Annotated in this window: 24 protein-coding genes; 13 read left to right on the top strand and 11 right to left on the bottom strand. The window is 55.2% G+C overall.

Going from position 1 to position 23540, the window contains the following annotated elements:
- Positions 1–13: 13 nt before the first annotated feature.
- From ACR0J0_RS19955 to ACR0J0_RS19930, 6 genes are all read right to left on the bottom strand, one after another.
- Positions 14–235 carry a DUF1127 domain-containing protein gene (locus ACR0J0_RS19955; RefSeq protein ID WP_480665771.1) on the bottom strand — a complete coding sequence of 74 codons (222 nt, stop codon included), beginning with the start codon at positions 233–235 and terminating at the stop codon, positions 14–16.
- Positions 236–365: 130 nt separating this feature from the next.
- On the bottom strand, positions 366–2075 hold the full coding sequence (ureC, locus tag ACR0J0_RS19950; RefSeq protein WP_480665770.1) for an urease subunit alpha: 1710 nt from the start codon (positions 2073–2075) through the stop codon (positions 366–368).
- Positions 2075–2380, bottom strand: coding sequence for an urease subunit beta (locus ACR0J0_RS19945; RefSeq protein WP_480665769.1), 306 nt, complete (start codon positions 2378–2380; stop codon positions 2075–2077). The genes ureC and ACR0J0_RS19945 overlap by 1 nt, the downstream gene beginning before the upstream one ends.
- Positions 2377–2538: a peptidase M23 gene (locus tag ACR0J0_RS19940; RefSeq protein ID WP_480665768.1), complete on the bottom strand. Its 162-nt coding sequence runs from the start codon at positions 2536–2538 to the stop codon at positions 2377–2379. The genes ACR0J0_RS19945 and ACR0J0_RS19940 overlap by 4 nt, the downstream gene beginning before the upstream one ends.
- 13 nt (positions 2539–2551) lie before the next feature.
- A complete protein-coding gene (locus ACR0J0_RS19935) occupies positions 2552–2854 on the bottom strand; it encodes an urease subunit gamma (protein ID WP_480665767.1) in 303 nt (100 codons plus the stop codon).
- Position 2855: 1 nt separating this feature from the next.
- Complete coding sequence (locus ACR0J0_RS19930) at positions 2856–3536, bottom strand: urease accessory protein UreD (protein ID WP_480665766.1); 681 nt, start codon at positions 3534–3536, stop codon at positions 2856–2858.
- Positions 3537–4066: 530 nt separating this feature from the next.
- Here ACR0J0_RS19930 and urtA point away from each other — a divergent pair.
- The 9 genes from urtA to ACR0J0_RS19885 all read left to right on the top strand — a co-directional run bounded on the left by urtA (position 4067) and on the right by ACR0J0_RS19885 (position 13650).
- Entirely contained in the window at positions 4067–5347 is a 1281-nt protein-coding gene (urtA, locus tag ACR0J0_RS19925; protein WP_480665765.1) for an urea ABC transporter substrate-binding protein, read from the top strand.
- A 58-nt stretch (positions 5348–5405) separates the two neighbouring features.
- Positions 5406–7358, top strand: a complete 1953-nt coding sequence (gene urtB / locus ACR0J0_RS19920) for an urea ABC transporter permease subunit UrtB (RefSeq protein ID WP_480665764.1) — start codon at positions 5406–5408, stop codon at positions 7356–7358.
- A gap of 3 nt (positions 7359–7361) precedes the next feature.
- Positions 7362–8591 carry an urea ABC transporter permease subunit UrtC gene (gene urtC, locus ACR0J0_RS19915; RefSeq protein ID WP_480665763.1) on the top strand — a complete coding sequence of 410 codons (1230 nt, stop codon included), beginning with the start codon at positions 7362–7364 and terminating at the stop codon, positions 8589–8591.
- Entirely contained in the window at positions 8588–9328 is a 741-nt protein-coding gene (gene urtD / locus ACR0J0_RS19910; RefSeq protein ID WP_480665762.1) for an urea ABC transporter ATP-binding protein UrtD, read from the top strand. The genes urtC and urtD overlap by 4 nt, the downstream gene beginning before the upstream one ends.
- 3 nt (positions 9329–9331) lie before the next feature.
- Entirely contained in the window at positions 9332–10027 is a 696-nt protein-coding gene (gene urtE / locus ACR0J0_RS19905; protein ID WP_480665761.1) for an urea ABC transporter ATP-binding subunit UrtE, read from the top strand.
- A gap of 1154 nt (positions 10028–11181) precedes the next feature.
- A complete protein-coding gene (locus ACR0J0_RS19900) occupies positions 11182–11532 on the top strand; it encodes a hypothetical protein (protein ID WP_480665760.1) in 351 nt (116 codons plus the stop codon).
- Positions 11533–11856: 324 nt separating this feature from the next.
- Positions 11857–12180 (top strand): ArsR/SmtB family transcription factor, encoded by a 324-nt coding sequence (locus ACR0J0_RS19895; protein ID WP_480665759.1) that lies wholly within the window; start codon positions 11857–11859, stop codon positions 12178–12180.
- Positions 12173–12628, top strand: a complete 456-nt coding sequence (locus ACR0J0_RS19890) for an SRPBCC domain-containing protein (protein ID WP_480665758.1) — start codon at positions 12173–12175, stop codon at positions 12626–12628. The genes ACR0J0_RS19895 and ACR0J0_RS19890 overlap by 8 nt, the downstream gene beginning before the upstream one ends.
- Positions 12629–13281: 653 nt before the next feature.
- Positions 13282–13650, top strand: coding sequence for a response regulator (locus ACR0J0_RS19885; protein ID WP_170558829.1), 369 nt, complete (start codon positions 13282–13284; stop codon positions 13648–13650).
- Positions 13651–13661: 11 nt separating this feature from the next.
- On the opposite strand, the gene ACR0J0_RS19880 is transcribed toward ACR0J0_RS19885, so the two are convergent.
- From ACR0J0_RS19880 to ACR0J0_RS19870, 3 genes are all read right to left on the bottom strand, one after another.
- A complete protein-coding gene (locus tag ACR0J0_RS19880) occupies positions 13662–15263 on the bottom strand; it encodes an adenylate/guanylate cyclase domain-containing protein (protein ID WP_480665757.1) in 1602 nt (533 codons plus the stop codon).
- A 3-nt stretch (positions 15264–15266) separates the two neighbouring features.
- Positions 15267–17867 (bottom strand): response regulator, encoded by a 2601-nt coding sequence (locus ACR0J0_RS19875; RefSeq protein ID WP_480665756.1) that lies wholly within the window; start codon positions 17865–17867, stop codon positions 15267–15269.
- Between the two features lie 247 nt (positions 17868–18114).
- Positions 18115–19845 carry a tetratricopeptide repeat protein gene (locus ACR0J0_RS19870; protein WP_480665755.1) on the bottom strand — a complete coding sequence of 577 codons (1731 nt, stop codon included), beginning with the start codon at positions 19843–19845 and terminating at the stop codon, positions 18115–18117.
- 215 nt (positions 19846–20060) lie between these two features.
- On the opposite strand from ACR0J0_RS19870, the gene ACR0J0_RS19865 reads away from it, so the two are divergent.
- Positions 20061–21137, top strand: coding sequence for a DUF2652 domain-containing protein (locus ACR0J0_RS19865; RefSeq protein ID WP_480665754.1), 1077 nt, complete (start codon positions 20061–20063; stop codon positions 21135–21137).
- A gap of 208 nt (positions 21138–21345) precedes the next feature.
- Here ACR0J0_RS19865 and ACR0J0_RS19860 read toward each other — a convergent pair whose 3' ends face one another.
- Both ACR0J0_RS19860 and ACR0J0_RS19855 read right to left on the bottom strand, forming a co-directional pair.
- Positions 21346–21708 carry a YybH family protein gene (locus ACR0J0_RS19860; RefSeq protein WP_480665753.1) on the bottom strand — a complete coding sequence of 121 codons (363 nt, stop codon included), beginning with the start codon at positions 21706–21708 and terminating at the stop codon, positions 21346–21348.
- A gap of 114 nt (positions 21709–21822) precedes the next feature.
- Positions 21823–22221, bottom strand: a complete 399-nt coding sequence (locus tag ACR0J0_RS19855; RefSeq protein ID WP_480665752.1) for a MerR family transcriptional regulator — start codon at positions 22219–22221, stop codon at positions 21823–21825.
- A gap of 99 nt (positions 22222–22320) precedes the next feature.
- Here ACR0J0_RS19855 and ACR0J0_RS19850 point away from each other — a divergent pair, with 99 nt between their 5' ends.
- From ACR0J0_RS19850 to ACR0J0_RS19840, 3 genes are all read left to right on the top strand, one after another.
- Entirely contained in the window at positions 22321–22644 is a 324-nt protein-coding gene (locus ACR0J0_RS19850; RefSeq protein ID WP_480665751.1) for a hypothetical protein, read from the top strand.
- 4 nt (positions 22645–22648) lie between these two features.
- Positions 22649–22867 (top strand): GDCCVxC domain-containing (seleno)protein, encoded by a 219-nt coding sequence (locus ACR0J0_RS19845; RefSeq protein WP_480665750.1) that lies wholly within the window; start codon positions 22649–22651, stop codon positions 22865–22867.
- Positions 22868–23206: 339 nt separating this feature from the next.
- Positions 23207–23540 (top strand): DUF2652 domain-containing protein (locus ACR0J0_RS19840; RefSeq protein WP_480665749.1); only part of this gene is annotated, 334 nt, incomplete at its 3' end.

The raw sequence follows: 23540 nt of genomic DNA, 5'->3' as shown, positions 1-23540 counted from the left end.
GGACGGGCAGCTTTTACCAGATAGAACCCGCGAAAACGTGTTGTACGATCCGGTCGCGGGACAGACCGCGTTTGCGCAGTTCTTCGTCGCTCAGCGATTGCAGGAACTGGATTTGATCGGTGCGCGATCGTGCTTCGGCCAATCGAGCAAGAGCCGAATAGATCGACGAACCAACCGCCGAGAACATACCGAATACGGAAAAACCGGAATGCGGTTGATTTTCTGTGTGTGCCATTGGGACCCTCGTAAGCTTGCGAGACGTTGGTCCTCCCTTGTGTTCTAATATCTGTCATCTTTCACTCGCTCAGTAGTGGGTGATTGGTCATGCCCGGGATGCGCTTGCTGCAATGCAGCGTAATTTTTAATCAGAACATGAAGTATCGCTGTGCCATCGGTAGAACTTCGGCAGGCTGACACGTTAGCAATTCGCCATCAGCGCGCACCTCATAGGTTTCCGGGTCGACATCGACATGCGGTGTCGCGTTGTTCAGCAGCAGATCCTGCTTGCCGATTTCCCGCGTGTTTTGGACGGCGACGGTCTGCTTTGCCAATCCCAGTGTATCACCGATCCCGTCGGCATGGGCCGCCTGCGAGACAAATGTGATCGCCGAGTTTTCCACCGACCGTCCGTAAGCCCCAAACATTGGGCGGCTATAAACTGGCTGCGGTGTAGGGATCGACGCGTTGGGATCGCCCATCTGCGCGCAGGCTATGGTACCGCCCAGCAGAACCATCTCGGGCTTCACACCGAAAAAGGCCGGGTTCCACAGGACAAGGTCGGCGCGTTTGCCTTCCTCGATACTGCCAATCTCGTGGCTCAGGCCATGTGCGATGGCCGGGTTGATGGTGTATTTTGCGATATACCGACGGACGCGCAAATTGTCGTTGTCGCCGGTTTCCTCCGCCAATCGCCCACGCTGTTTTTTCATCTTGTCAGCGGTTTGCCATGTGCGGATTAAAACCTCTCCGACCCGGCCCATTGCCTGACTGTCGGACGCGATGATCGAGAACGCGCCCATGTCGTGCAGGATATCTTCGGCGGCAATCGTCTCGCGCCGGATGCGGCTTTCGGCAAAGGCCACGTCCTCGGGGATAGATTTGTCGAGGTGGTGGCAGACCATCAGCATGTCCAAGTGCTCCTCGACCGTGTTGACGGTGAAGGGCCGTGTGGGGTTCGTCGAGGACGGCAGAACGTGGTTCTCGCCGCAGATCTTGATGATATCCGGAGCATGTCCGCCGCCTGCGCCTTCGGTGTGGAAGGCGTGAATTGTGCGACCCTTCATGGCCGCTACTGTGTTTTCGACAAAGCCTGATTCATTGAGCGTGTCGGTGTGGATCATAACCTGAACGTCCATCGCGTCCGCTACCGACAGGCAGCAGTCGATGGCGGCTGGGGTGGTTCCCCAATCCTCGTGCAGCTTAAGCGCGCAGGCTCCGGCCTTGACCTGTTCTTCGAGCGCGGCGGGCAGCGAAGCGTTGCCCTTACCCGCAAAGGCCAGATTCAACGGGAAAGCATCCGCCGCCTGCAACATCCGCCCGATATGCCATGGGCCGGGGGTGCACGTGGTCGCCAGAGTGCCATGTGCCGGCCCGGTGCCACCGCCAAGCATGGTGGTCAGGCCGGAATGCAGCGCATCTTCAATCTGTTGCGGGCAGATGAAGTGAATATGACTGTCGAACCCACCTGCTGTTAAGATACGACCCTCGCCAGCAATGGCCTCGGTACCGGGTCCGATTATGATGTCGACACCAGGTTGCGTATCGGGGTTTCCAGCCTTGCCGATCTTTGCGATCCGCCCGTCTTTCAGGCCTACGTCAGCCTTGTAGATGCCCGAGTGATCAACGATCAGAGCATTGGTGATGACCGTATCCACAGCTCCTTCGGCGCGCGTGGCCTGAGACTGCCCCATTCCGTCGCGGATTACCTTTCCGCCACCAAACTTGACCTCTTCGCCATAGCTGGTCAGATCACGTTCGACCTCGATCACTAGGTCGGTGTCGGCCAGCCGCAGCTTGTCCCCGGTGGTAGGGCCGAACATCGCGGCATAGTCTGAGCGCTGGATTGTTGCTGGCATCAGAGTGCCCCCATGACCTTTTGATTGAAGCCGTAGACCTTGCGCGCACCGCTGATCGGGATCAGCGAAACTTCGCGTGCCTGACCTGGTTCGAACCGCACAGCGGTGCCTGGCGCAATGTCCAGACGCAGGCCATGCGCGGCAGCACGGTCGAAGTCGAGCGCCGGGTTGGTTTCGGCGAAATGGTAGTGTGAGCCGACCTGAACCGGGCGGTCGCCGGTATTGGCGACCATCAAAGTGATCGCATCAGCGTCGGGGTTCAGGGTAATTTCACCATCAGCCGGGAACACCTCTCCGGGGATCATTTGTTCAGCTTTGTGATCAACGCGACAGCGGCCACCGCGACAACAGCCAACCCGACGCCCATCGCGGCATAATCGGTGCCGTGCGCGTGGATATGCGTTCCGTTGTGGGCTGCTGCGGGGCCAGCGAAGATCAGGGCAGGGAAAAGCATGCGTGTCATATTGGTTTCCTTTTCAGCGAATGGGATTGTGGACGGTCACCAGCTTGGTGCCATCTGGAAAGGTGGCTTCGACCTGAACCTCGTGGATCAATTCGGGCACACCCTCCATGCATTGGTTGCGGGTGATCACCTCGGCTCCGGCTTGCATCATGTCAGCAACTGAACGCCCATCGCGCGCGCCCTCGACTACAGCATCGGTGATCAAGGCGACAGCCTCGGGGTGGTTCAGCTTGACGCCGCGTGACAGTCGCTTTCGGGCGATCTCGGCGGCCATGGCGACCAGAAGTTTGTCTTTTTCACGAGGTGTCAGGTTCATGTCAGAGCATCCAGCATCGGGGGAGGGTGTCTTTGTTCAACCGGCGCAAAATCGGCATCAATGTGCGGCGAAGAGCCAAGCTGTTGTCGGCCAGAATACGGATAGCCAGAAGACCGTCTTGGATCAGTGTTGCCCCTGCGTCCTCGGGCAGCAATTTGCGAATGGAATCCAGATGACCTTCGGCTAACTCCGAAGCAAAGACGATCAGCGCCATCACCCCTGCACCGTTTGCAATATGAGGCTTGGACAGATGCTTGTGCCAATCACCAGAGAACCGGATCGCGTCAAGGAACACCGTCTTTCCTTGGCGTTGTATCTCGATCCGATCGTTCAGGCGGATATCGGTAAGCGTCTCGCCCATAGCGAGGCGCCCGAAGACGAGCGGTTCTACCATCAGCAACTCGGCATCCGGCGCCATCTCGACTTTCAGGCGTCGGTCCAGAGCACTGCCGTTGAACAAGATGGTCTCTTGCGGCAACCAGTTCAGCCGGGCTTCAGCCTCAACAGTCAGATGATTAATAATCTGGCCACATTCTTGCGGCTGAGCCTTATAGGCGCGCTCGCAGGCTTGTGTTGTCAAGGTCAGCGCGGTTCCTTTCGCCGCCTTACCGGAAAATCGAAATGAATCGCCCCCGGTTACGCCGCCAGCCGTGTTTAGGAGAACCGCGTCAAGATCAGGCATATTGGTTCTGGGGAACAGGCACTTAAAAGACCCGGACTGGCGAAACTTGTTCAGCACCGTCCTGTTGCCCAATTGCTTGGTGCTCAGGCTGACGGCACCTGTAGCACGCGGTGGAACAGCACTGTGCGTGGGCAATATGGCTGTAACTTGGGTTATAGGGCACCTTTAGAGCTTGATTTGGTGGCACCTGTTTCTCTGTTGAAGGGGCGGAACACTAATCTACAGTGTCGAAATCTGCTTATTTCGACGTCGTGCGTCTAAATTTTAGACAGCGACCCCGGTCTTGGATGAAAAAATAGGCGCATCTCGCCGATTTCCCAAATTGGGTTAATGGTAAGTTGCCAAGCTTGCTGCGATGCAGAAACCGTATGGGTGCCACCGCGGAAACGACCCGGAGGTGTGTGACGGCTGCGCGAATTGGATCTCGAACACAACCGCCACACGGAACGCAACAACAGTTGCGGGGATCAGGTAGAAGAAGAGTGTGCCTTTGCGCAAGCCCTCTCTCCCGGCCCCGCCAGGAGGATTACATGAAATCGCTCAAATCCACGCTCGCCGGATCGGTTGTCTTTGCTGCCATGGCCACCGCAGCCTTGTCGGACGAAGACAAGATCAAGGTTGGAGTGCTGCATTCGCTGTCGGGTACCATGGCTATCTCGGAGACAACGTTGAAAGACACTATGCTGATGCTGATCGATCAGCAAAACGCCAAGGGTGGCCTGCTGGGTAAACAACTTGAGGCGGTTGTGGTGGATCCTGCATCGGATTGGCCGTTGTTCGCTGAAAAAGCGCGCGAACTGCTGACCGTCCACGAGGTGGATGTGATCTTTGGTAACTGGACTTCGGTCAGCCGCAAATCGGTTCTGCCGGTCATCGAAGAACTGAATGGTCTTTTGTTCTACCCGGTTCAGTATGAGGGTGAGGAAAGCTCGAAGAACGTGTTCTACACCGGTGCCGCTCCGAACCAACAGGCCATTCCCGCCACGGATTATTTCCTGGAGGAACTGGGGGTTGAGAAATTTGCTCTGCTCGGTACGGACTATGTCTACCCCAGGACCACCAACAATATTCTTGAAAGCTACCTGAAACAGAAGGGTATCGCGGATGACGATATCTTCGTCAATTACACGCCTTTCGGCCACTCCGACTGGTCCAAGATCGTGGCTGACGTGGTCGCGCTGGGCGCGGATGGCAAGAAAGTCGGTGTGATTTCGACCATCAATGGCGACGCCAATATCGGTTTTTACAAGGAACTGGCCGCCGCTGGCGTTTCGGCGGACGATATTCCAGTCGTAGCCTTCTCGGTCGGCGAGGAAGAACTGTCCGGTTTGGATACCACCAACCTCGTCGGTCACCTTGCCGCTTGGAATTACTTCCAGTCGGCGGATACAGAAGCCAACGCGGAATTCGTGGACACCTGGAAAGCCACCATGGGCGTCGAGCGTGTGACCAATGACCCGATGGAGGCGCATTACATCGGTTTCAACATGTGGGTGAACGCCGCGACCGAGGCCGGCTCGACCGAAGTCGATGCTGTGCGCGCGGCGATGTACGGGCAGGAATTCCCAAACCTGACCGGTGGCACTGCTGTGATGTTGCCGAACCACCACCTCGCTAAACCGGTTCTGATCGGCGAGATTCAGGAAGACGGCCAGTTCGATATCATCAGTGAGACTGATGTCGTGCCGGGTGATGCATGGACCGACTTCCTGCCGGAATCGGCGGTGCTGGTCTCGGATTGGAAAGAGCTGGGTTGCGGTATGTACAACACCGAGACCAAGACCTGCGTTCAGACCCTGTCGAACTACTAATCCTCCCGCAAGGCGGGAGTAATCGCCCGCCTTGCCCAAGACATTCGGGTTTCTCCACATGTTACGACTTTTCCTTGCGGGACTCGCAATCCTGTGCGCCTGCCTGACCGCCAATGCGCAAGAGGGTAGTCTGCAACCGATCCTGCAAGAGCATCAGGAGATCATCGCCAAAAGCTCGCGCAAGACCATCAAGCCAGCGATTGATGCGATCGCGGCCAGTGGCTTGCCGCAGGCGCAAGTGATGCTTGAGACATGGGCCGCTAAAAACATGTGGATGCGCAAGTCTGACGGTCTGTTCTTTTCTGGACAGAAAGGTGAGGGGCGGTCGTATGAATTGACCGACTTCGATACAGGCAAGGTCGTTGGCACGTTCGAGAAATCCGAGCTTAAGCAGTTGAAGCCCAACAGCGGTATTCGCGCGATGATTGGGACAGCGTTGGTGCAGTTCCAACTGACCGATCCCAGCCGCGAGAAGCGGCTGGCGGCCCTGCAATCCATTCAGCGTGATCCTGAAAGTGCACTCTTAGAGCCACTTCGGGCTTCGATAGGCGATGAACCCGACGCAGAATTGAAGGCGCAAAAGCGACGGCTCGAACGGTTGCTCACGATCGGATTCGACGAAGATACCGCAGCCCGCGTGGCCGCGATCGAAGAAATGTCCGGCGATCTGGGCGTAGATGTTCGCGCCGCTTTGAACCCGTTGGTCGTCACCTCCCGGCATGCCGCTACTGAATTACCCTCGGACCTGAACGTCGCAGTTATTCTTGAAGCGGGCTCAAATGCCTTAACGTCTGACGAAGCATATGACTTGCTCGTTGCGGGAAACCTCGCCCCACCGCGTGTTTCTGCGGAAGATATCAGAGCGGCACTATCGGCTAATATTGTCAGGGGGCGTGTAGGTGACATTCCAGTCGCTCAACTGAATTCAGACGCAATGCGCGAGCGTGCGTATGCCGCCCTAGCAGAGGCGGGGCTCGTGCCAGTCTTATTCACGAACGCGGACGTCAACGCTGCAGTTAACACGCATATATTCTTTGAAACGTACAGCGAGCCGTCTGCCGAGGTCACTGAAGTAGCCGAGAAAGCCCTAGAGCAGATCGAACTGAAGGTCGGTCTGAACCAAACACTCGACTTGACACTGGACGCGATCTCACTGGCGTCGATCTATTTCCTTGCCGCCATTGGTCTGGCCATCACCTTCGGTGTGATGGGCGTGATCAACATGGCCCATGGCGAGTTCATCATGATGGGCGCCTATACCGGTTACGTGGTGCAACAGTTCATCCCTGATCACACGCTTTCGATCATCGTCGCAATCCCGATGGCCTTTGCCGTTACCTTCGCCATGGGCGTCGCGATGGAGCGGCTGGTGATCCGCTGGCTCTACGCTCGCCCGCTGGAGACGCTGCTCGCGACTTTCGGTATTTCGATTGCCCTGCAGCAACTGGCCAAGAACATCTTCGGCACGCAAGCCCGCCCGCTGACCGCGCCCGGTTGGCTGGATGGGGCATGGGTGCTGAACGATGTGGTTTCGATCAGCTATATCCGGATTGCGATCTTCGTGCTGGCGATGATCTTTCTGGGGCTGTTCCTTTACATCATGAAGCGGACCCGGCTGGGGCTTGAGATGCGCGCAGTGACGCAGAACCCGCGCATGGCGGGGTCAATGGGCATCAATCCGGGGCGGGTAAATATGCTGACCTTTGGGCTGGGTTCCGGCATCGCCGGGATCGCGGGTGTCGCCATCGGTCTCTTTGCCAAGGTCACATCGGATTTGGGCAACGATTACATCGTACAAAGCTTCATGACCGTGGTTGTCGGCGGTGTCGGCAACATCTGGGGGGCGCTGGCGGGTGCCGGAATGATCGGCTTTCTGCAGAAAGGCATCGAGTGGATGAATCCATCGAACACTCTCGCAGCCCAAACCTACATGATCATCTTCATCATCATTTTCATCCAATTCCGGCCGCGGGGCATCATCGCCCTCAAGGGCCGCGCGGCGGGGGATTGAGCCATGGAACGCAGCTTTATCGCCAAGAACCCATCCGTGCTGATGTTTCTTGCCATCCTATCCCTGTTCACCCTGAGCGTGACCATCCTGTCCGAGGGTTTCGGGGTTGGTGTGATCTCGACCAGCTTCGTCAAAACGCTAGGCAAAACCCTGTGCCTGTGCCTGATCGCAGTGGCGATGGATCTGGTCTGGGGCTTCACCGGCATCCTGTCGCTGGGTCACTTCGCCTTCTTCGGGCTAGGAGGCTACATGATCGGCATGTGGCTGATGTACGAACGCACGCGCCTGATCGTGGTCGAGTCGCTGTCGCAAGCCGAAATCCCTCCTACGCCGACCGAGGTCGTGGACGCCATCGGAACGCAGATTTTTGGCGTGGTCGGATCATCGGACTTCCCGCTGATCTGGGCCTTTGCCCATAGTCTGACCCTGCAACTGATACTGGTCGTTTTGGTGCCCGGAATTCTGGCGCTGATCTTCGGCTGGCTGGCCTTCCGCAGCCGGGTGACGGGTGTATACCTGTCGATCCTGACCCAAGCCATGACGCTGGCGCTGGCGCTGTACCTGTTCCAGAACGACAGCGGATTGCGCGGCAATAACGGCCTGTCGGGCTTGCAAAACCTGCCTGGTGTCTCCGCCTCGCAGGATGTGGTGTCGATCTGGTTCCTCTGGACTTCGGCACTGGCACTGGGGCTGGGCTATATGCTCGCTGCGTGGATCGTTTCGGGCAAGTTCGGCTCGGTCATCCGTGGCATCCGAGACAACGAGGCGCGTGTGCGCTTCCTTGGCTATTCGGTCGAGGTCTACAAGCTGGCCGTCTTTACCCTGACTGCCTGTATCGCGGCCATTGCCGGCGCGCTTTATTACCCGCAAGCCGGCATCATCAACCCCGAGGAGATGGCCCCCATCGCCTCGATCTATTTGGCCGTCTGGGTCGCCATCGGTGGACGAGGTCGCTTGTACGGCGCGGTAATTGGCGCAGCTTTTGTCAGCCTTCTGAGTACGTGGTTCACGGGCGGGCAGGCCCCGGATATTTCGCTTGGGTTTTACACGATCAAATGGGTCGACTGGTGGCAGGTGCTTCTGGGCGTAACTTTCGTGTTGGTTACGTTGTTCGCCCCGCAGGGCATCGGAGGATTGTTCGACTTGTGGACCGACCGCCGCCACCCGGACAGGCATGGGGCAAATCTGGGACCGGATGACGGAGCCCTGCGAGAGAAGGAGGCCATCGAATGAGCACTTTGCTTGAAGTTAGCGGCGTTACGGTCACATTCGACGGTTTCCGCGCTATCAACAACTTGTCGTTCCAGATCGGCGAGGCCGAGCTTCGCGCCGTGATCGGCCCGAACGGAGCAGGCAAGACCACATTTATGGATATCATCACAGGCAAAACCCGGCCTGATAATGGACGCGTCATCTGGGGCAAGAAGTCTGTATCTTTGCTGAAAATGTCCGAAGCAAAAATCGCGCAGGCTGGCATCGGGCGGAAGTTTCAGAAGCCGACGGTTTTCGAAGACCAGACCGTGCACGGGAATCTGCTTATGGCGCTTCAAAACAAACGCGGCTGGCTTCGCGTGCTTTTCTTCCGACCCTCCACAGACGATTTGCGGAAAGTTGACGACCTGAGCGTCGAGATCGGTCTAAATCAGCACCTAAGCCGCAAAGCTGGCGAACTGAGCCACGGTCAAAAGCAGTGGCTGGAAATCGGCATGTTGCTGGCTCAGGAGCCACGACTCTTGCTGGTGGATGAACCTGCCGCCGGCATGACGCCGCAGGAGCGCGAACACACCACCGACCTGCTGGTGCAGGCGGCCAGAACCCGCGCGGTGGTCGTGGTGGAACACGATATGGAATTTGTCCGACGCCTGAATTGCAAGGTCACGGTTTTGCACGAAGGGTCTGTCTTGGCTGAGGGCAGTCTTGATCACGTGACATCCCATCAGGACGTCATCGACGTTTATCTGGGGCGCTAAGCAATGCTGAAACTGACCGATCTGACTTTGCACTATGGACATTCGCAAATCCTCAACGGGATTTCCATGGAAGCCAGGCAAGGTGAAGTGACTTGTGTCATGGGAACCAATGGTGTCGGGAAAACCAGCCTGATGAAGGCAATCTCCGGGACGCATCCGCGTTCGGGTGGCAATCTGGAACTGGATGGGGAACCTTTGGGTGTCCTGCCTGCTCATCAAATGGCTTGGAAAGGCGTGGCCTATGTCCCGCAAGGTCGTGAAATATTCCCCTTGCTCACAGTTCGCGAAAACCTGGAAACTGGATTCTCCTGTCTACCCGCCAGCGAGCATTTCATTTCAGACGAAATATATGATTTGTTTCCGGTTCTTAAGCAAATGCGATACCGGCGCGGAGGTGACCTTTCTGGCGGTCAGCAGCAACAGCTGGCGATCGCCCGGGCACTGATCACGCGGCCACGCCTGCTGCTGTTGGACGAGCCGACCGAAGGTATTCAGCCCAACATCATCCAACACATAGGCGAAGTGATCCGGCACCTCAGGGCTACGAGCGGAATGACAATCATCCTAGTGGAGCAATACTTTGACTTTGCCTATGACCTTGCCGACAGATTTATCGCGTTGCGACGTGGAGAAGTCTTGATCAACGGCACAAGGGTAGACGTGCCACGCGATAAGTTGTTGCAGGCCGTAACCGTCTAGCGCTGATACCTGAAAATTGTTTCGGGATTGAAGAATGAAACCCAAAATTTGGCTTAATAAAAGCTCGGGGTATGGTTTGATCCTCTGAAAACGTTCAATTGATACAGTATTTTGTTCGGAAATCCCGTTGTTCGGTGTCTCCTGCCTAAAAGGGCAAATTTTTTTATCAGATGACGGACTTCACTTCGTGCTGAGGTTCGACGTGGAAGCTCCTCCAACTTGCACCGCAATTTAGGTAGTGACGGCTTTCTAGACGCACCTATATTGTGGAAGGATTTTGAGTCGCAAATGGCAAAACCTGTACGCCGAAGAATTTCCGCATGATTGAAAATCAATACTTTAGGTGTCTCTAAATGGTAAATCAATGTGTCGCCTTACAGTCTTTGTAAGGCGACACATAGTTCTGCCACCAGCGACAGAACCTTGCCATTTCGCCTTAATTCCTTCATCCAGCACCTAAGCCGATTTCACTGATCCTGACTTCCTTTTTGGAAAATCAGGGCTGATTTGCAGATCAGACGCCGAAGGCGCCTGTTCCTGCTGATCTGCCACGTGGCGAACGCGGATGGGGGCGAGGCAATGCTATTCGACAATAGTGGTGCGGCCCGCAGGTGCAGCCGAGGACACGGTTTTGTCTAATAGGGTTGCCCGAGGGGGAAGGCAGCGTCTTACCCCTGATGGCCGGGGGCGTTTGGCTTGTCCAAATCCCGCTGGCCCAAAGCCAATCCGGCTATTGCGAGATGGTGGATACCTGAAGCAGATAAAACTGCGAAACCCAGACACGCAGCACTACCGTTGCTACATCACTGAAGAGAGTATTCAGACGTTTGAAGAGTCCTACGTAACGCTGGGCCAAATGGCAGAGCAGTTTGAGATCGCCGCGATCCATTTGGGTCCGGCACTGGATCGTAGAGAAGTTGAGACAATCCCCTGCGAGGCTGGGTTTGTTCGTGCCTACCCGAACGAGACACGAGATGTGGTTCGGGAACTGATGATTGGGGGGGGCAAAACGTCAATCTAAACTGACTGGTTGAGTCAACAAAAGCTGGTAGCGGAGCTAAGTTGATGCTCCGCCGCTCATGCTCATCAGTAGTAGTGGCGGTCTATCGATTGGGCCAACTACGTTGAATTGCTGTACAGCGAGGTGAAGAAACATGACTAGCAGTCGAAGAAATCTTACTGAACGGCTTCAACCAATATGGGAGGCCGTAGGCAAGCTGGGCTCGAATAGTCCCGCGCTTAATCTAAAGGCCTATCTCGATGAGATGTGGAGCGAAGACAAAACAACTACTGCTTCTTTGGGGACGGGAAAGGGTCTCGCTCGACGAGACGAAAAAATTGCGGAAGATCTTGAGGCCCAATTCAAGATGATTGCGGTCGCCTATGCCACTGGAGAATTGGATGAGATCGACCGCGTAGTTAACTACCTATCGTTCATACGTCGCATGAAAAAGCAGGGCGATTACGAGATTGGACACTGGAGTGATGAGGACCCAGATGGGTGAAGATGCAACTAGAAGTTGGTTCACGTAACACCCGTTCAGCAATGTCCAATGGCTTTTATCTAAGGCCTTCCCTCCGAGAACTCAAAACCTGACATTTAGGCGGGACGCGGCGAATGACTCGAAGGAGCCCGAAGTGTTGGATGCTGCACGTCGCCGGAAGTAGTGAGATGCGCTCAAAGCTGCCGTTGCTCAATCTCACTGCTGTTAATGACGCCTTGCAACAGACCATCAATATGGTGGTGAGATTCAATTACTTATCCAATAGGCTATCTTTTTCTTGACGCACCCTTCCGAATTCAATTACTTAGCTATATGGAAAACCATTTGAGCAATGTCTTTTCGGCCCTTGCCGATCCGACCCGTCGCGCGGTTATCGAGCGCCTTATCACCGGCCCCGCCCCGGTTTCAGAACTGCACGCACCCCACGACATGGCTTTGCCATCGTTCTTGAAGCATCTGAGCAAGCTCGAATCTGCTGGGATAATCCGGTCCGAAAAGATCGGCCGTGTTCGAACAGTACATATGGAAGCTGCCCCGATTGCGGAGGCCGAACACTGGCTGCATCGCCAGCACAGTATCTGGAGAGGCCGACTGGATCGCCTATCCGCCCTTGCCGAGCAACTTGAGAAGGAAGGCGATGATGGCTGACTTTGAAACCCTGATTTTGGAACGCGACATCGCCTGTTCCCCCGAACGTCTTTTTCAAGTGATTACCGACCGTGCCTCCCGACAGAAGTGGAGCGCACCAAATGACGACAGTGTGGTAATCATTGACGAATATGATTGTCGCGCCGGAGGTCAAGAAAAGACCCGCTGCGGCCCCAAAGAAGCGCCCGAGTTCAACACTATCGGTTTGTTTCACGTTGTCACACCTGATTTCTTGTCATTCACAGAAACACTTGTTGTCGCTGGGCAGACAGTGTCGATCTCGCTTTGCAGCCACGAAATATCGAAGAGCAAGACAGGCAGCGCGCTGCGAGTCACTCTGCAAATCGCCAGCCTTGCAGGTTCTGATCTCTTCAGAGACTACAACAATGGCTGGTCTGCGGCGCTCGATAACCTCGCTGCGCTTGCTTCCGGCTCAGATCAGTCCTGACCGACCTCCCAGCCGTTGGTCCGTCTCGGTGGTTCACGAGGTTGGAATGCGTGCATTGTGGTCATTTGCGACAACGCGGCGCAGGTCCTCTTTGTCCGCGAGGCAGCCTTTTGTACTCGTTCCACTGAATGGCCACTCCTCAACCAGAGATCGCTTCACATAAAACCGCTACTGCGATGTTCCTGGTTTGTTATGGCGCTGCAATTCGTGCATTGGTTGCGAAACCAGCCATTTGTGGTGCCGAACCGCTACGACCGCAATGCGGACATGGCGTGAATTCACGTCGCGGACCCCAACTTCTGCAGTCTGCGCATCGCGACCTCGATCTCCGGCACCAAGATCGGGAAGCTGACGTTCTCCGCAGGAGCAAATTTGAGGGTCTTTCTATCGCAGAGCGGTCATTTAACCTCCCAGCTGTTCACAAAGCGAACCGCCGCTCACCAAATTGCTACGGATCATACCCATCATTGGCAAAAGGGGGTGGGTCGACCTAAGTCGGCCAAATACTCATTGCGTAGTATATAATTGATGAAAGAATGCACCGACCGGTAGGTTTGCACGATCCAGTGGCAGAGCACGGCCTTCGAGCATAAGTTTCGAAGCTTCTTGAGCCAATCGGTTTTCATAATGCGCGGAGGCGCAAGGGGGGAGTTTTGACTAAAGTTCTGTTGGTTGAAGACAATGAAATGAACAGCGATATGCTGTCGCGCCGGTTGGAACGCAAAGGTTTTCACGTTGTCGTTGCGAAGGACGGGCTGGAAGGCGTGTCAATGGCTGGAGAAGAACGTCCAGACATCATTTTGATGGATATGAGCCTGCCTGAGATTGATGGATGGGAGGCTACGCGACGTATCAAGGCGGCGCCCGAGACGGCGTCGATTCCGGTGGTGGCCCTGACCGCGCACGCGATGGCCAGTGATCGGGAAAAGGCGCTAGAAGCAGGTTGCGACGACTTCGATACCAAACCGGTTGAGTTGAGCCGTTTGCTGGACAAGATGGGGAACCTTCTGCCTACGACCTGAGGAAGAACCACTCAATCCGCCGCCTTTTTGCGTTGGGTGACATAGTAGGTTCTAATCTGACCCTTGCCTTTCACCCTTGTTTCGACAGGTTCAGAGATGTCAAAGCGATGTTCGACCCGTCTGGCGGTAGCCTCAGAAACTTGCACCCGGCCCGGCGCCCCCGTTGACTCAAGGCGGCTGGCAAAATTAACAGTGTCCCCCCAGACATCGTAAAGGAAACGGTGCGATCCGATGATACCAGCAACCACCGGCCCGGTATGCACGCCGACCCTGATATGCATCGGGTGGTCCGTTTCAAGGTTCAGCGCCTCGACCTGATCGAGCATCCGAAGCGCCATCTCGACGATCACTTCGGCATGATCTGCGCGACCATCCGGCACCCCGGCGGCAACCATATAAGCGTCGCCAATCGTCTTTATCTTTTCAACGCTAAGTTCCTTCGCCGTTTTGTCGAACCCCGAGAAAATCCGGTTCAGATAGGAAACCACCTGTGCCGGGGCGAGCCTGGCTGACATCTCAGTGAAGCCGACGATATCGGAAAAGAGCACGGTGACGTCGTTGTGGCGGTCGGCAATTGTAGCCTCGCCGTCATTAAGGCGCGTCACGATCTGTTGCGGCAGGATACTGAGCAAAAGGTCTTTGTACTTTTGCTTTTCCGCCTCCATGATCTCAAGGTACTGGCGTTCGCGCTTTCGCCAGCGGTTTTTTTCCAGCGCCGCGCTGATCCGGGCTTGTAACAGGATCGGGTTGAAGGGTTTGGGCAGGTAATCCTCGGCACCGGCCTCGATGCAGCGCGCGACGCTTTCGATCTCATCAAGAGCAGAAATCATAATGACGGGGATATCATGAAGGGCGTCATCCTGTTTCAACCGGGCCAGGACCTCGAAACCGTTGATATCCGGCATCATCAGATCAAGCAGAACCAGATCGAACGGTTGGCGGGACAACTTATCCAGAGCAGAATAGCCGCCGTCGGCAGTCCAAACGCGATGCCCGTCCCGTTTTAACCGGCGGGCGAGCAAGTCCCGGTTGGCCTCGGCATCATCGACGACAAGGATGTCGCCGGTTGATCCAGATGCATCGGCGATTGAAGGCAGGGGCTGCATGCTCTTGACCAGATTGGCAAACATCGCGGCCGTTTCGCGCGGTGTGTCAGAGATTTTGTGGCCATCACCGAACGATCCCGAGAGTGTGTCGATACGTTGCAGCAAGGTGTCGGTGTGATCCAAAAGCCCAAGCAAGTCCGGCTCAAGATGTTCTGCATTCAGGTCCTCCAGATCCTCCAGCATCATCTCGCTGTAGCCTTTGATAGCATTCATCGGGGTACGCAGATCGTGACGAAGCCGCTTCACGCCCTCATCACCGCTGACTGTCAGCTTAATCGCCATCTCAGGATGCAGAAGCTGATCCACCAAGGCACTCAGTTCCGTAGTCGCCTGAGAAATCCGGTCTAGATCTGAAGTGACTTCATCCAGGTTCAGCCGTCTGGATTCGCTTTGAAGCAACTCGCAAAACCCAACGATGGCGCTGATCGGAGAGATGAGGTTTTGACGCAAATTGGCCAGCCATACGGCCTGTGCTTTTTGTGCTTCGTCTTCTGGGCCGCCATTCACAACTTATGTTTCCTCTGCAGAGGCAGGCCGGTGTTTGATCAGAATGTCGTTTAACTGATTGAGAATGGTTTCAATTTCATCCCCGTCCTTGCTGATAAGCGTCTCGACCGAGCCGCTCAGTCGCGCGCGGTCATCGTTTGACAGAGTCTTAGCGGTGACAACGATGACAGGTATGTCTTTCCAGTCCGGGTTCTTCCTCATCCCCGCCAGAAATTCAAACCCGTCCATCTCGGGCATCATGAGATCCAGCAAAATGACGTCCGGTACGGATGTAGAAAGATGTTTAAGGGCGTCCAGCCCGTTGACGGCCTGCTCGATCTGCCAGCCTTCTTTGCCCAGAACGCGGCTGATCATTTCACGCGTTGCAGCCTCGTCTTCCACGACAAGGGCTCGGGGCGCCGGCAGGGGTGGACAATGGTCTTTCAGCGCGTTCAGAAGTGCGACCGTGTCGATGGGTTTGCCCAGATATTCACTGGCACCCAGCGACAATCCTCGAGTGCGGTCTTCTGCGAATGTCAGCATGATAACCGGGATGTCTGCCAGATCCGGGTCGTTTTTTAGCTTTGACAATACCGCCCAACCGTCAATCTCGGGCATGAACACGTCCAGCGTGATGGCGTCAGGCCTGAATTTGCGCGCCAATTCCAAAGCCTCGTCACCCTTGGCCGAAGCAAGAACGCGGTATCCTTCCCTGCGCAGCCGTCGCCCCAAAAGGTCATGTACCGTCGGGTCGTCATCGACCAGTAGAACCAATGGGGCGTCTGAAGCGCCGCCCTGATCGTCCCCCGAATACCCTTTTTCCCGCAGCAGGTCTGTAGACGGATCTGTGCAGATACTCGGAAGACGAATGGTGAAGGTTGAACCTTCGCCGAGAGTACTGGCGCAGTGAATGTCACCCCCCAGCTGTTCACAGAAGACCTTGGTGATCGACAGCCCAAGACCGGTACCACCATAGTTGCGGGTAGTGGAGGAATCCGCCTGAGTGAACGCCTCGAAAACTTTGTCGACTTGTTCGGGCGACATGCCGATGCCTTGATCGGCGACTGAAAATTCCAGCTGATCCTGTTTCTTCGATCGTAGAACGGACAGCGTGATTGTCGCGTTCTCGGTGAACTTGCAGGCGTTGGACAAAAGGTTGAGCAATGCTTGCCTCACCTTGGTCAGATCGCAAACCATATCCCCGATGTTCTCGGCGCACACAATCTTCAGTGTATTGTTGTTTTTTTCGGCCAGCGGTCGCACCGTTGTTCCGACATCTTTGATCATTTGAAGAACATCGAAGGCTTCCAGATTGAACTCCATCTTTCCGGCTTCGATTTTGGACAAATCCAGAATGTCGTTAATCAGGGAAAGCAAGTGCTTCCCGGCAGATTGAATCTTCCGGAGATCGCTCAGGTTTGCCTCGTCATTCTGGTCGATGGATTCCTCGAGCATCAGTTCGCTGTATCCAATGATCGCATTCAGCGGTGTGCGAAGCTCGTGGCTCATGTTGGCGAGGAATGTGCTTTTGGTTTTGTTGGCCGTTTCCGCGATATCCTTCGCTACGCGCAGCTCGCTTTCAACTTGTTTCTGAGTGGTAATATCGCGGCCGTAAATATTCGCATAACCGCCTTCCGGAACCGGCCACAGCAACAGGGCATAGATCAGACCACCTGCCTCGTACTCGAAATCCTGCCGTTGATCTTCGCGCAAACCTTTGGCAACACGTTTGCGCCAACCTGTTCCCACACGGTCGCCTACCTTCAGCTGCAGCGCTTTGATCAAGGGCGCGCTTGCCCTGTTGGCATAGACAAGCTTGCCCTGATCGGTGATGCGCAGAACCGGGTTGGGATTCTCTTCGGGAATACGCGCCAGTTCGCGCATCCGCTTTTCTGCCTGCTTAAGCTGCGTCACGTCCCGCCCGTAGAGGTTGACGTGCCGGGCGTCCGGCACCGGCCAGAGCAGTAATGCGTAGACCATGCCGTCGGCGTGACATTCAAAGTCCTGTCGCTTGTCTTCCTGCAGTCCCTTCCTAACGCGGACCAACCAGTCCTCGGTGACATCCGCCCCGACTTTCAGGCCCAACGCATCCAGCATGGGATCGCTGGCCTTGTTCGCAAAAAGCAGCTTTCCGTCACTGCTGATACACATCACCGGATTGGGGTTTTCCTCGGGGATCTGGGCAAGCTCGGCGTTGCGTGCTTCGACCTTCTTCAGTTCAGTGACATCGCTGTAGATCGCGACTGTTCCGTTATCGCCGGTCTTGCGCTCGCTGATCTTGATCCACCCGCCAGATGTCCGGCTTTGCATCTGGGTGCCTTCCGGATTGTCGTGGCGTTTCAGCCGTTGCGCCAACCATTCTTCTTCACGTCCGACCGCATCTGTGATCACGTTGAGCGACAGCGCTTTTCGAACGACCTGTTCGAACGTCATCCCCGGTTTCACCAGATCTTCGTGCCCCGGATACAGCATCTTCCGATACGTCTCGTTCGCCAGAACCAAACGATCATCGGAATCGTAAAGGGCAAAGCCCTCGGGGATCGTGTCTATGGCATCGACGATCCGGTCCAGCGCGTGTTTCGCTCCATCCGGTTTTGGAACTCGGTGATCGTCGGATTGGTTCATTCTGCGCTCTCCATTTGGCGAGACCGGCAAGTCAGTAAATCACTGTTTTCAGTTGAATTGAAATGCGGGATCAAAACAAGGCTGTTTTGGCTCGTCTGTGTGTGCCTTTGGATTGATGTTGACAGAGCCGCTATTCTGCCGGGCCCCGTGAGACCAATGGAAATCGCCGAACGGCGGGCTTGGTCGTTCCAACTTTTGCGCACCGCGGCGCGGCGAAAACCATGGAATCGGCAGGATTGGGCCGCGTTCACCGGTTCAAGCCTGCCGCGCGCAAACCTTGTTTATAGCGCTCGTGATCTTCCGATCGCGCGAAGGGGTGTGTGCGTTCTGCCAACTGGAGCGAGGCGCCGGGATTCAGGCGCTTTAGGTCGAGAACAGCCTGCCTCGCCTCATCCAGCTTGCCGCAAAGGGCATTGTTCACGGCAAGATCAAGATAAGAGCTGCTGCGGTTTGGCTGGGCCCGGATTGACGCCTCGGCCCACTCGATCGCTTCTTCGTGCTGGCCAGCCACAAACCCACAGAGTGAGCGAATGGAGTACCACAAAGCCATAAAAGGATCGCGCGGGCTGAGCCTAATCGCGGTCATGATGTTATCGAGCGCTTCCTTGCCGTCGCCCAGATAAACCTGAGCTCTGGCAAGCAAAGCATAGGCATGGGGGTCGTTGGGGTTTAGGTCTATAGCGTCCCGCAACTTCCTTACGGCGTCCTGATGATGGCCTGAAAACAAATCCGCCGCACCAAGTAAGGCCATGGCATAGGCGTCGCGGCCGTTCATCGAAACCGCCCGTTGCGCCAAACTTACCGCCTCGGCCTTGGAAGTGTCAGGATCATCACTCCAGCCGTTCACGCATTGCATCAGATGCGTAAATGACAAATCCGCCAGCCCGAATGAGCTTTGCGGGTCCAACTCGACGGCTTTCATGAGCAGGTTCTGGGCTTCGTCTACGTCTGCTTTTGTGAACTGCGAGATATGCCAATGGGCGCGCGCAGACAATTCCCAGGCATCCATCCGTGGGACCACCTTGCGCCGTGCGCGTTGCATTTCAGCAGCCAGGTATTCAGGTGCAACAGCGCCTACAATTTTCTGCGTGATCTCGTCCTGCAGATCGAAGATGTCTTCGATTACGCCGTCAAATCGTTCGGTCCAGACGTAGTGGTTTGCAGTCGCGTCGATCAGTTGCACCGAAACACGAACCCTGTTGCCGACCCTTCGAACGCTGCCCTTAAGAACGTATTGCACGCCCAGATCGCGAGCAATTTGCTCCGTCCCGATGACGCGGCCCCGGTAGGAAAAGCTCGTATTTCGAGAGATCACGAAGAACCAGTGAAACCGGGACAGCGCGGAAATCACATCTTCGGCGATACCTTCGGCAAAAAAGGTCTGATCCGCGTTTTGGGACACGTTGTCAAAGGCCAAAACCGCAATCGAAGGTCGTTCCGGCACCTCCAAAAGGTAGCTCTGGATGGCTGATGCAGACATTCCCCAACCATAGGCGACCAAAGGCTCTGCGATGTTTTTTAGTTTCTGAGAACCGAGACAGGTGAAGTGATCTGAAAGCCTGGCATCAAGGCTGCGCCGCGCAGTTTCGGATATCACCAGTGATCCGGGTTCGGCCAGATCTTGAAGACGTGCGGCAACGTTGACGCCGTCACCATAAACATCTTCATCAGCAAAACTGACATCTCCGCTGTGCAATCCCATCCTCAACTTGAACTGAGGACTATCGGTCAGTTCGTTTTGGATAGCGATCGCGCACTTGATCCCACTGACTACGCTGGGAAATTCAACCAACCAGCCGTCCCCCATGCTTTTTACCACTCTGCCTTCATACTTACGAGCGGCTGGAGTAAGAATGTCGTTTCGAAAAAGGCGCAGGGCGGTTAATGTGGCAGCTTCATCCTCCCCCATGAGTGTGGAGTAGTTTGCCACATCCGCAGCCAGAATAGCGGTCAGCCGTCGTTCAGAGGCATTCGACATGGATAAAGCATAGCCGACGGCGGGCGAATGGGAAACTTCAGTAATTTTGGGTAAAACGTTAATGCCTCCGCTCCAGTTTCGGCTGCGAACGCCAAGGGTTCGATGACAGCGGCTGAAGACCGGGACCACTTCGCGCAACCGACCATATTTGTTGTTTAAGTATGTTTTCATCTATGGTGAGCGCACGCGATCTTTGGACCGGGGGGGGCTGCCAAATGACAACGCACACAGGTTACCTGCTGATTGCCGACATTACCGGCTACACTCAGTTTCTGACATCTTCGGAAATGGACCATGCCAATCCCATTCTGCAATCCCTTCTTAGCGTTTTGCTCGAGCAGGTCGGAGATCCGCTGCACTTCTGGAAAACCGAAGGCGATGCCGTTCTGGCCTATTCGACACGACAAGATTTCCCGTCAGGAGAGACATTTCTGACCATTTGCGAAAATCTCTACAACGCGTTCACCCTCAGACGGCAGGATATAATCGCCAACACGACATGTCCGTGTCGGGCATGCGCCAATGTCGGCGGTCTGGACCTCAAGATCATCGCCCATCACGGTCAGTTCGATGAAATGCAACTGGGGCCAGCCAAAGACATCTCCGGCGCCGATGTCATTCTTGTTCACAGATTGACCAAGACGGATGTGGCCGAGCGCACGGGCATTCGCAGCTATGCCCTGTTTAGCGAAGCGGCCGCAAAAGCCATGGATATTGGCGACATAATGGAGCCGTTTTCCCAGGATATAGAACATTTTGGTGAAGTCGGAATGAAGGTCTACGATCTGGCCAAATCATGGGAAAAGATGCGCGCTGATCGCCCGCGCGATTTTCTCGAAGAAGAAGATGGCGTGTGGACCCTGCGCTACCATTTCGATTCGCCCATAGGCCTCGTGTGGGAGGCCCTCGTTGCTCCTGAACACAAGCTGAAATGGATGAACAGCGTCAGCGACATCAAGATGGAGAACCCTTTGGGACGTCTTGGCCCGGGGTCAGGCTATCATTGCGCGCATGAAATGGCCCAGTTCTTTTATCGGGTCACGGATTGGGAACCCTTTGAGTATTTCTCCACCCGCATTCTGGACCCTGCGCGCCCCGATGTTAGCTTTCCCGAGACCTACCATCTGACGGAAACAGATACGGGTACCGAACTGCGCTACACAATGGGTATGGCAACTGATGGAGACGGTGCGCGTTCGGAAATTTCCGAACAGGAATGTTCCGCGTTTTTAGCGGATTTCTGGGCAGTGTCTTTTGCGGATATGAATGACCAACTCAGCCATTCCAAATAGCGTCGTGCGGCTTAACGTCGGGCTACAGATCTGACTGGTAGATGATCCCAGCGCTGCCTGATCAAAAGAGTAGGCTATGAAAAGCTTCACTCCATCAGTTGCGCTGAGCAAACAGTGGTGACGTCATCGCGGCACGCAAGCCAAGTTCGGTGGATGCGACCTGCCAGCACAAATCAGTAGATTTAACCGTTAAGCCATCGCCGACACTCTATGCGTCGAAGTTCCAGATGTCGCGCTGTACCTTCCAGCCGTCGTCGCCTTTTCGGAAGTAGAGAACGTACTTCCCAGCAAGTTTTTGCCCTCCCATCGAGCCCGTCAGGGTTCCCATAGTAACGGCACAATCTCCGCCGACATGGGCATCGGTCAGATTGGCCACAACATTACTCAGGCCGCCGTCAATAGCTGCCTGCCAATATTCCCGAATGGCTGTATGACCTGTCATTATCGGCGCACCCGGCGGCATGGCCGCGCCATCTTCAGCATAGGGTGCTGTCGCCTTACCTGCGTCCTTTGAATTGATCCCCTCGATGATAGCCGCGTCGAGTGCTTTTACAGTATCAATATCCGACATTGTTTACTCCCGAGTTTTTACTGGTGCCCTCAGGTTATCACAGGAGATCGGGTTGACGTTCATCTCTGGTGTTCAACCTTCGACGCCGCATCGCCGCAAGTCTGGACCGAGGCCTTAGTGACTATCTCTTGTCCTCAGTTGGGAGAGCATTGGGCAGGATATGTTTCCGCTATCGCAGTTAGCAGTAAGTTCATTCAACGCCGCTTCCAGAACTGTTAACTCCTTGATCTTACGACGCACATTGGAGACATGACGCTCTGCCATCTCCTTCACGGTTTGGCAGTCTGCACCACTGCTTTCTGACAGGTCGAGCAGCGTCTTCGCGTCTGCAAGTGGGAATCCTAAATCCCGGCACTTTCTCAAAAAACGCAACCTTCCAACATCACGTTGTGAGTAGAGACGGCGATTGTTGGAGGCGCGCTCGGGTTTGGGCACAATTCCTTCGCGTTCATAATAGCGGATGGTTTCAATACCTACTCCACTTTGCCGGGAAGCCTCTCCAATCGCAATCATATGAAATTGTCCTGCTTGATCCTGTAGTGGCTACAGGATTTATACACCGCTTGGGTCATCACTGCAAAGCCGTGCCGTGAAGACCAGTGGAGAAGAAGAATGCAGAAATACCTTGGCCTCAGTTATTTAGGATCGGTTTCAGCGCTTGGCGTGGCGACCTGCTGTGTTCTACCCATGGCCATGATGTTGCTCGGGTTGGGCGGCAGTTGGCTGGCAATATTCGGGAATATTGCGGCAGCAAGTTTTTATGTACTGACAATATCGACTGCGCTGGTCGCGTTGTCCTGGTCGGTATCGCATCGACGCAGATCAATTGGGCGGCTGAAATGGTGGCTTGCCGGAAGCACAGCAATGACCGGACTGGCATGGGTCATCGTGTTCAATGAGGCTCGGATCAACGACTATCTGATTATGCAGATGTGAGACTATGACGGAACAAAACGTGGTGCTTGAAAGCACATTGACGTGTCCCAAATGCGGACATGCCGAGACCGAGGAAATGCCGACAAACGCCTGCCAGTGGTTCTATAAGTGCAAAGCGTGCGAGACAGTATTGAAACCGCTCGAGGGCGACTGTTGCGTATACTGCTCCTATGCCACCGTTCCGTGCCCGCCAATTCAGACGGGCGATAGTTGTTGCGGTTGAGTTAAAGGGCAGGTTTGTTGCGCGATGAGTGAGTTCATCAGCTTCAAAATCTCGCACCGGAGGCGAACGTCCGAATTGCGGGCTGCACTGGCAAAATCTATTTGCACGTTCAGTGTCAAATATGGGCCAACATTGATTATCCATTCTTCAGCGATGACCAAGATGCTGCGCCGTCTTGGACGGCAGGTGCGAGTCTGAAGAAGATGACAGAATACCAACAACTAATGCCCATCTGGCGTCATTTCCGGGCATTCAGTTCCTGTGCCTGAACTACGTTGCTCGGAACAAATTCGTTGTCTACCATATGTATTGACGCGCGAAATTGGGATCTTTGTGACTATGTCTATTCAGTCAGGCTATCTGCTCATCGCCGATATCACCGGTTACACTGGATATTTGACCCGGTCAGAGTTGGAACACGCCAACCCGATCATCCATTCTTTGCTGGAAGCAATTGTGATGGAATTGAAGGACCCAATGAAGTTGCGGGGCCTCGAGGGTGACGCCGTTCTCGCTTATTCGAGTGGGCCATTCCCTTCTGGCGAAACTTTCCTCAATATATGTGAAAGCCTTTATCGGGCGTTCGCCGAACGTCGACGGAACATTGTGCAAAACACGACTTGCCCCTGCAACGCGTGCCGCAACGTAGCCGATCTCGATCTGAAGATCCTTG

The sequence above is a fragment of the Ruegeria sp. BF12 genome (assembly GCF_056538705.1).
This window is presented reverse-complemented; position numbering and strand designations above follow the sequence as displayed.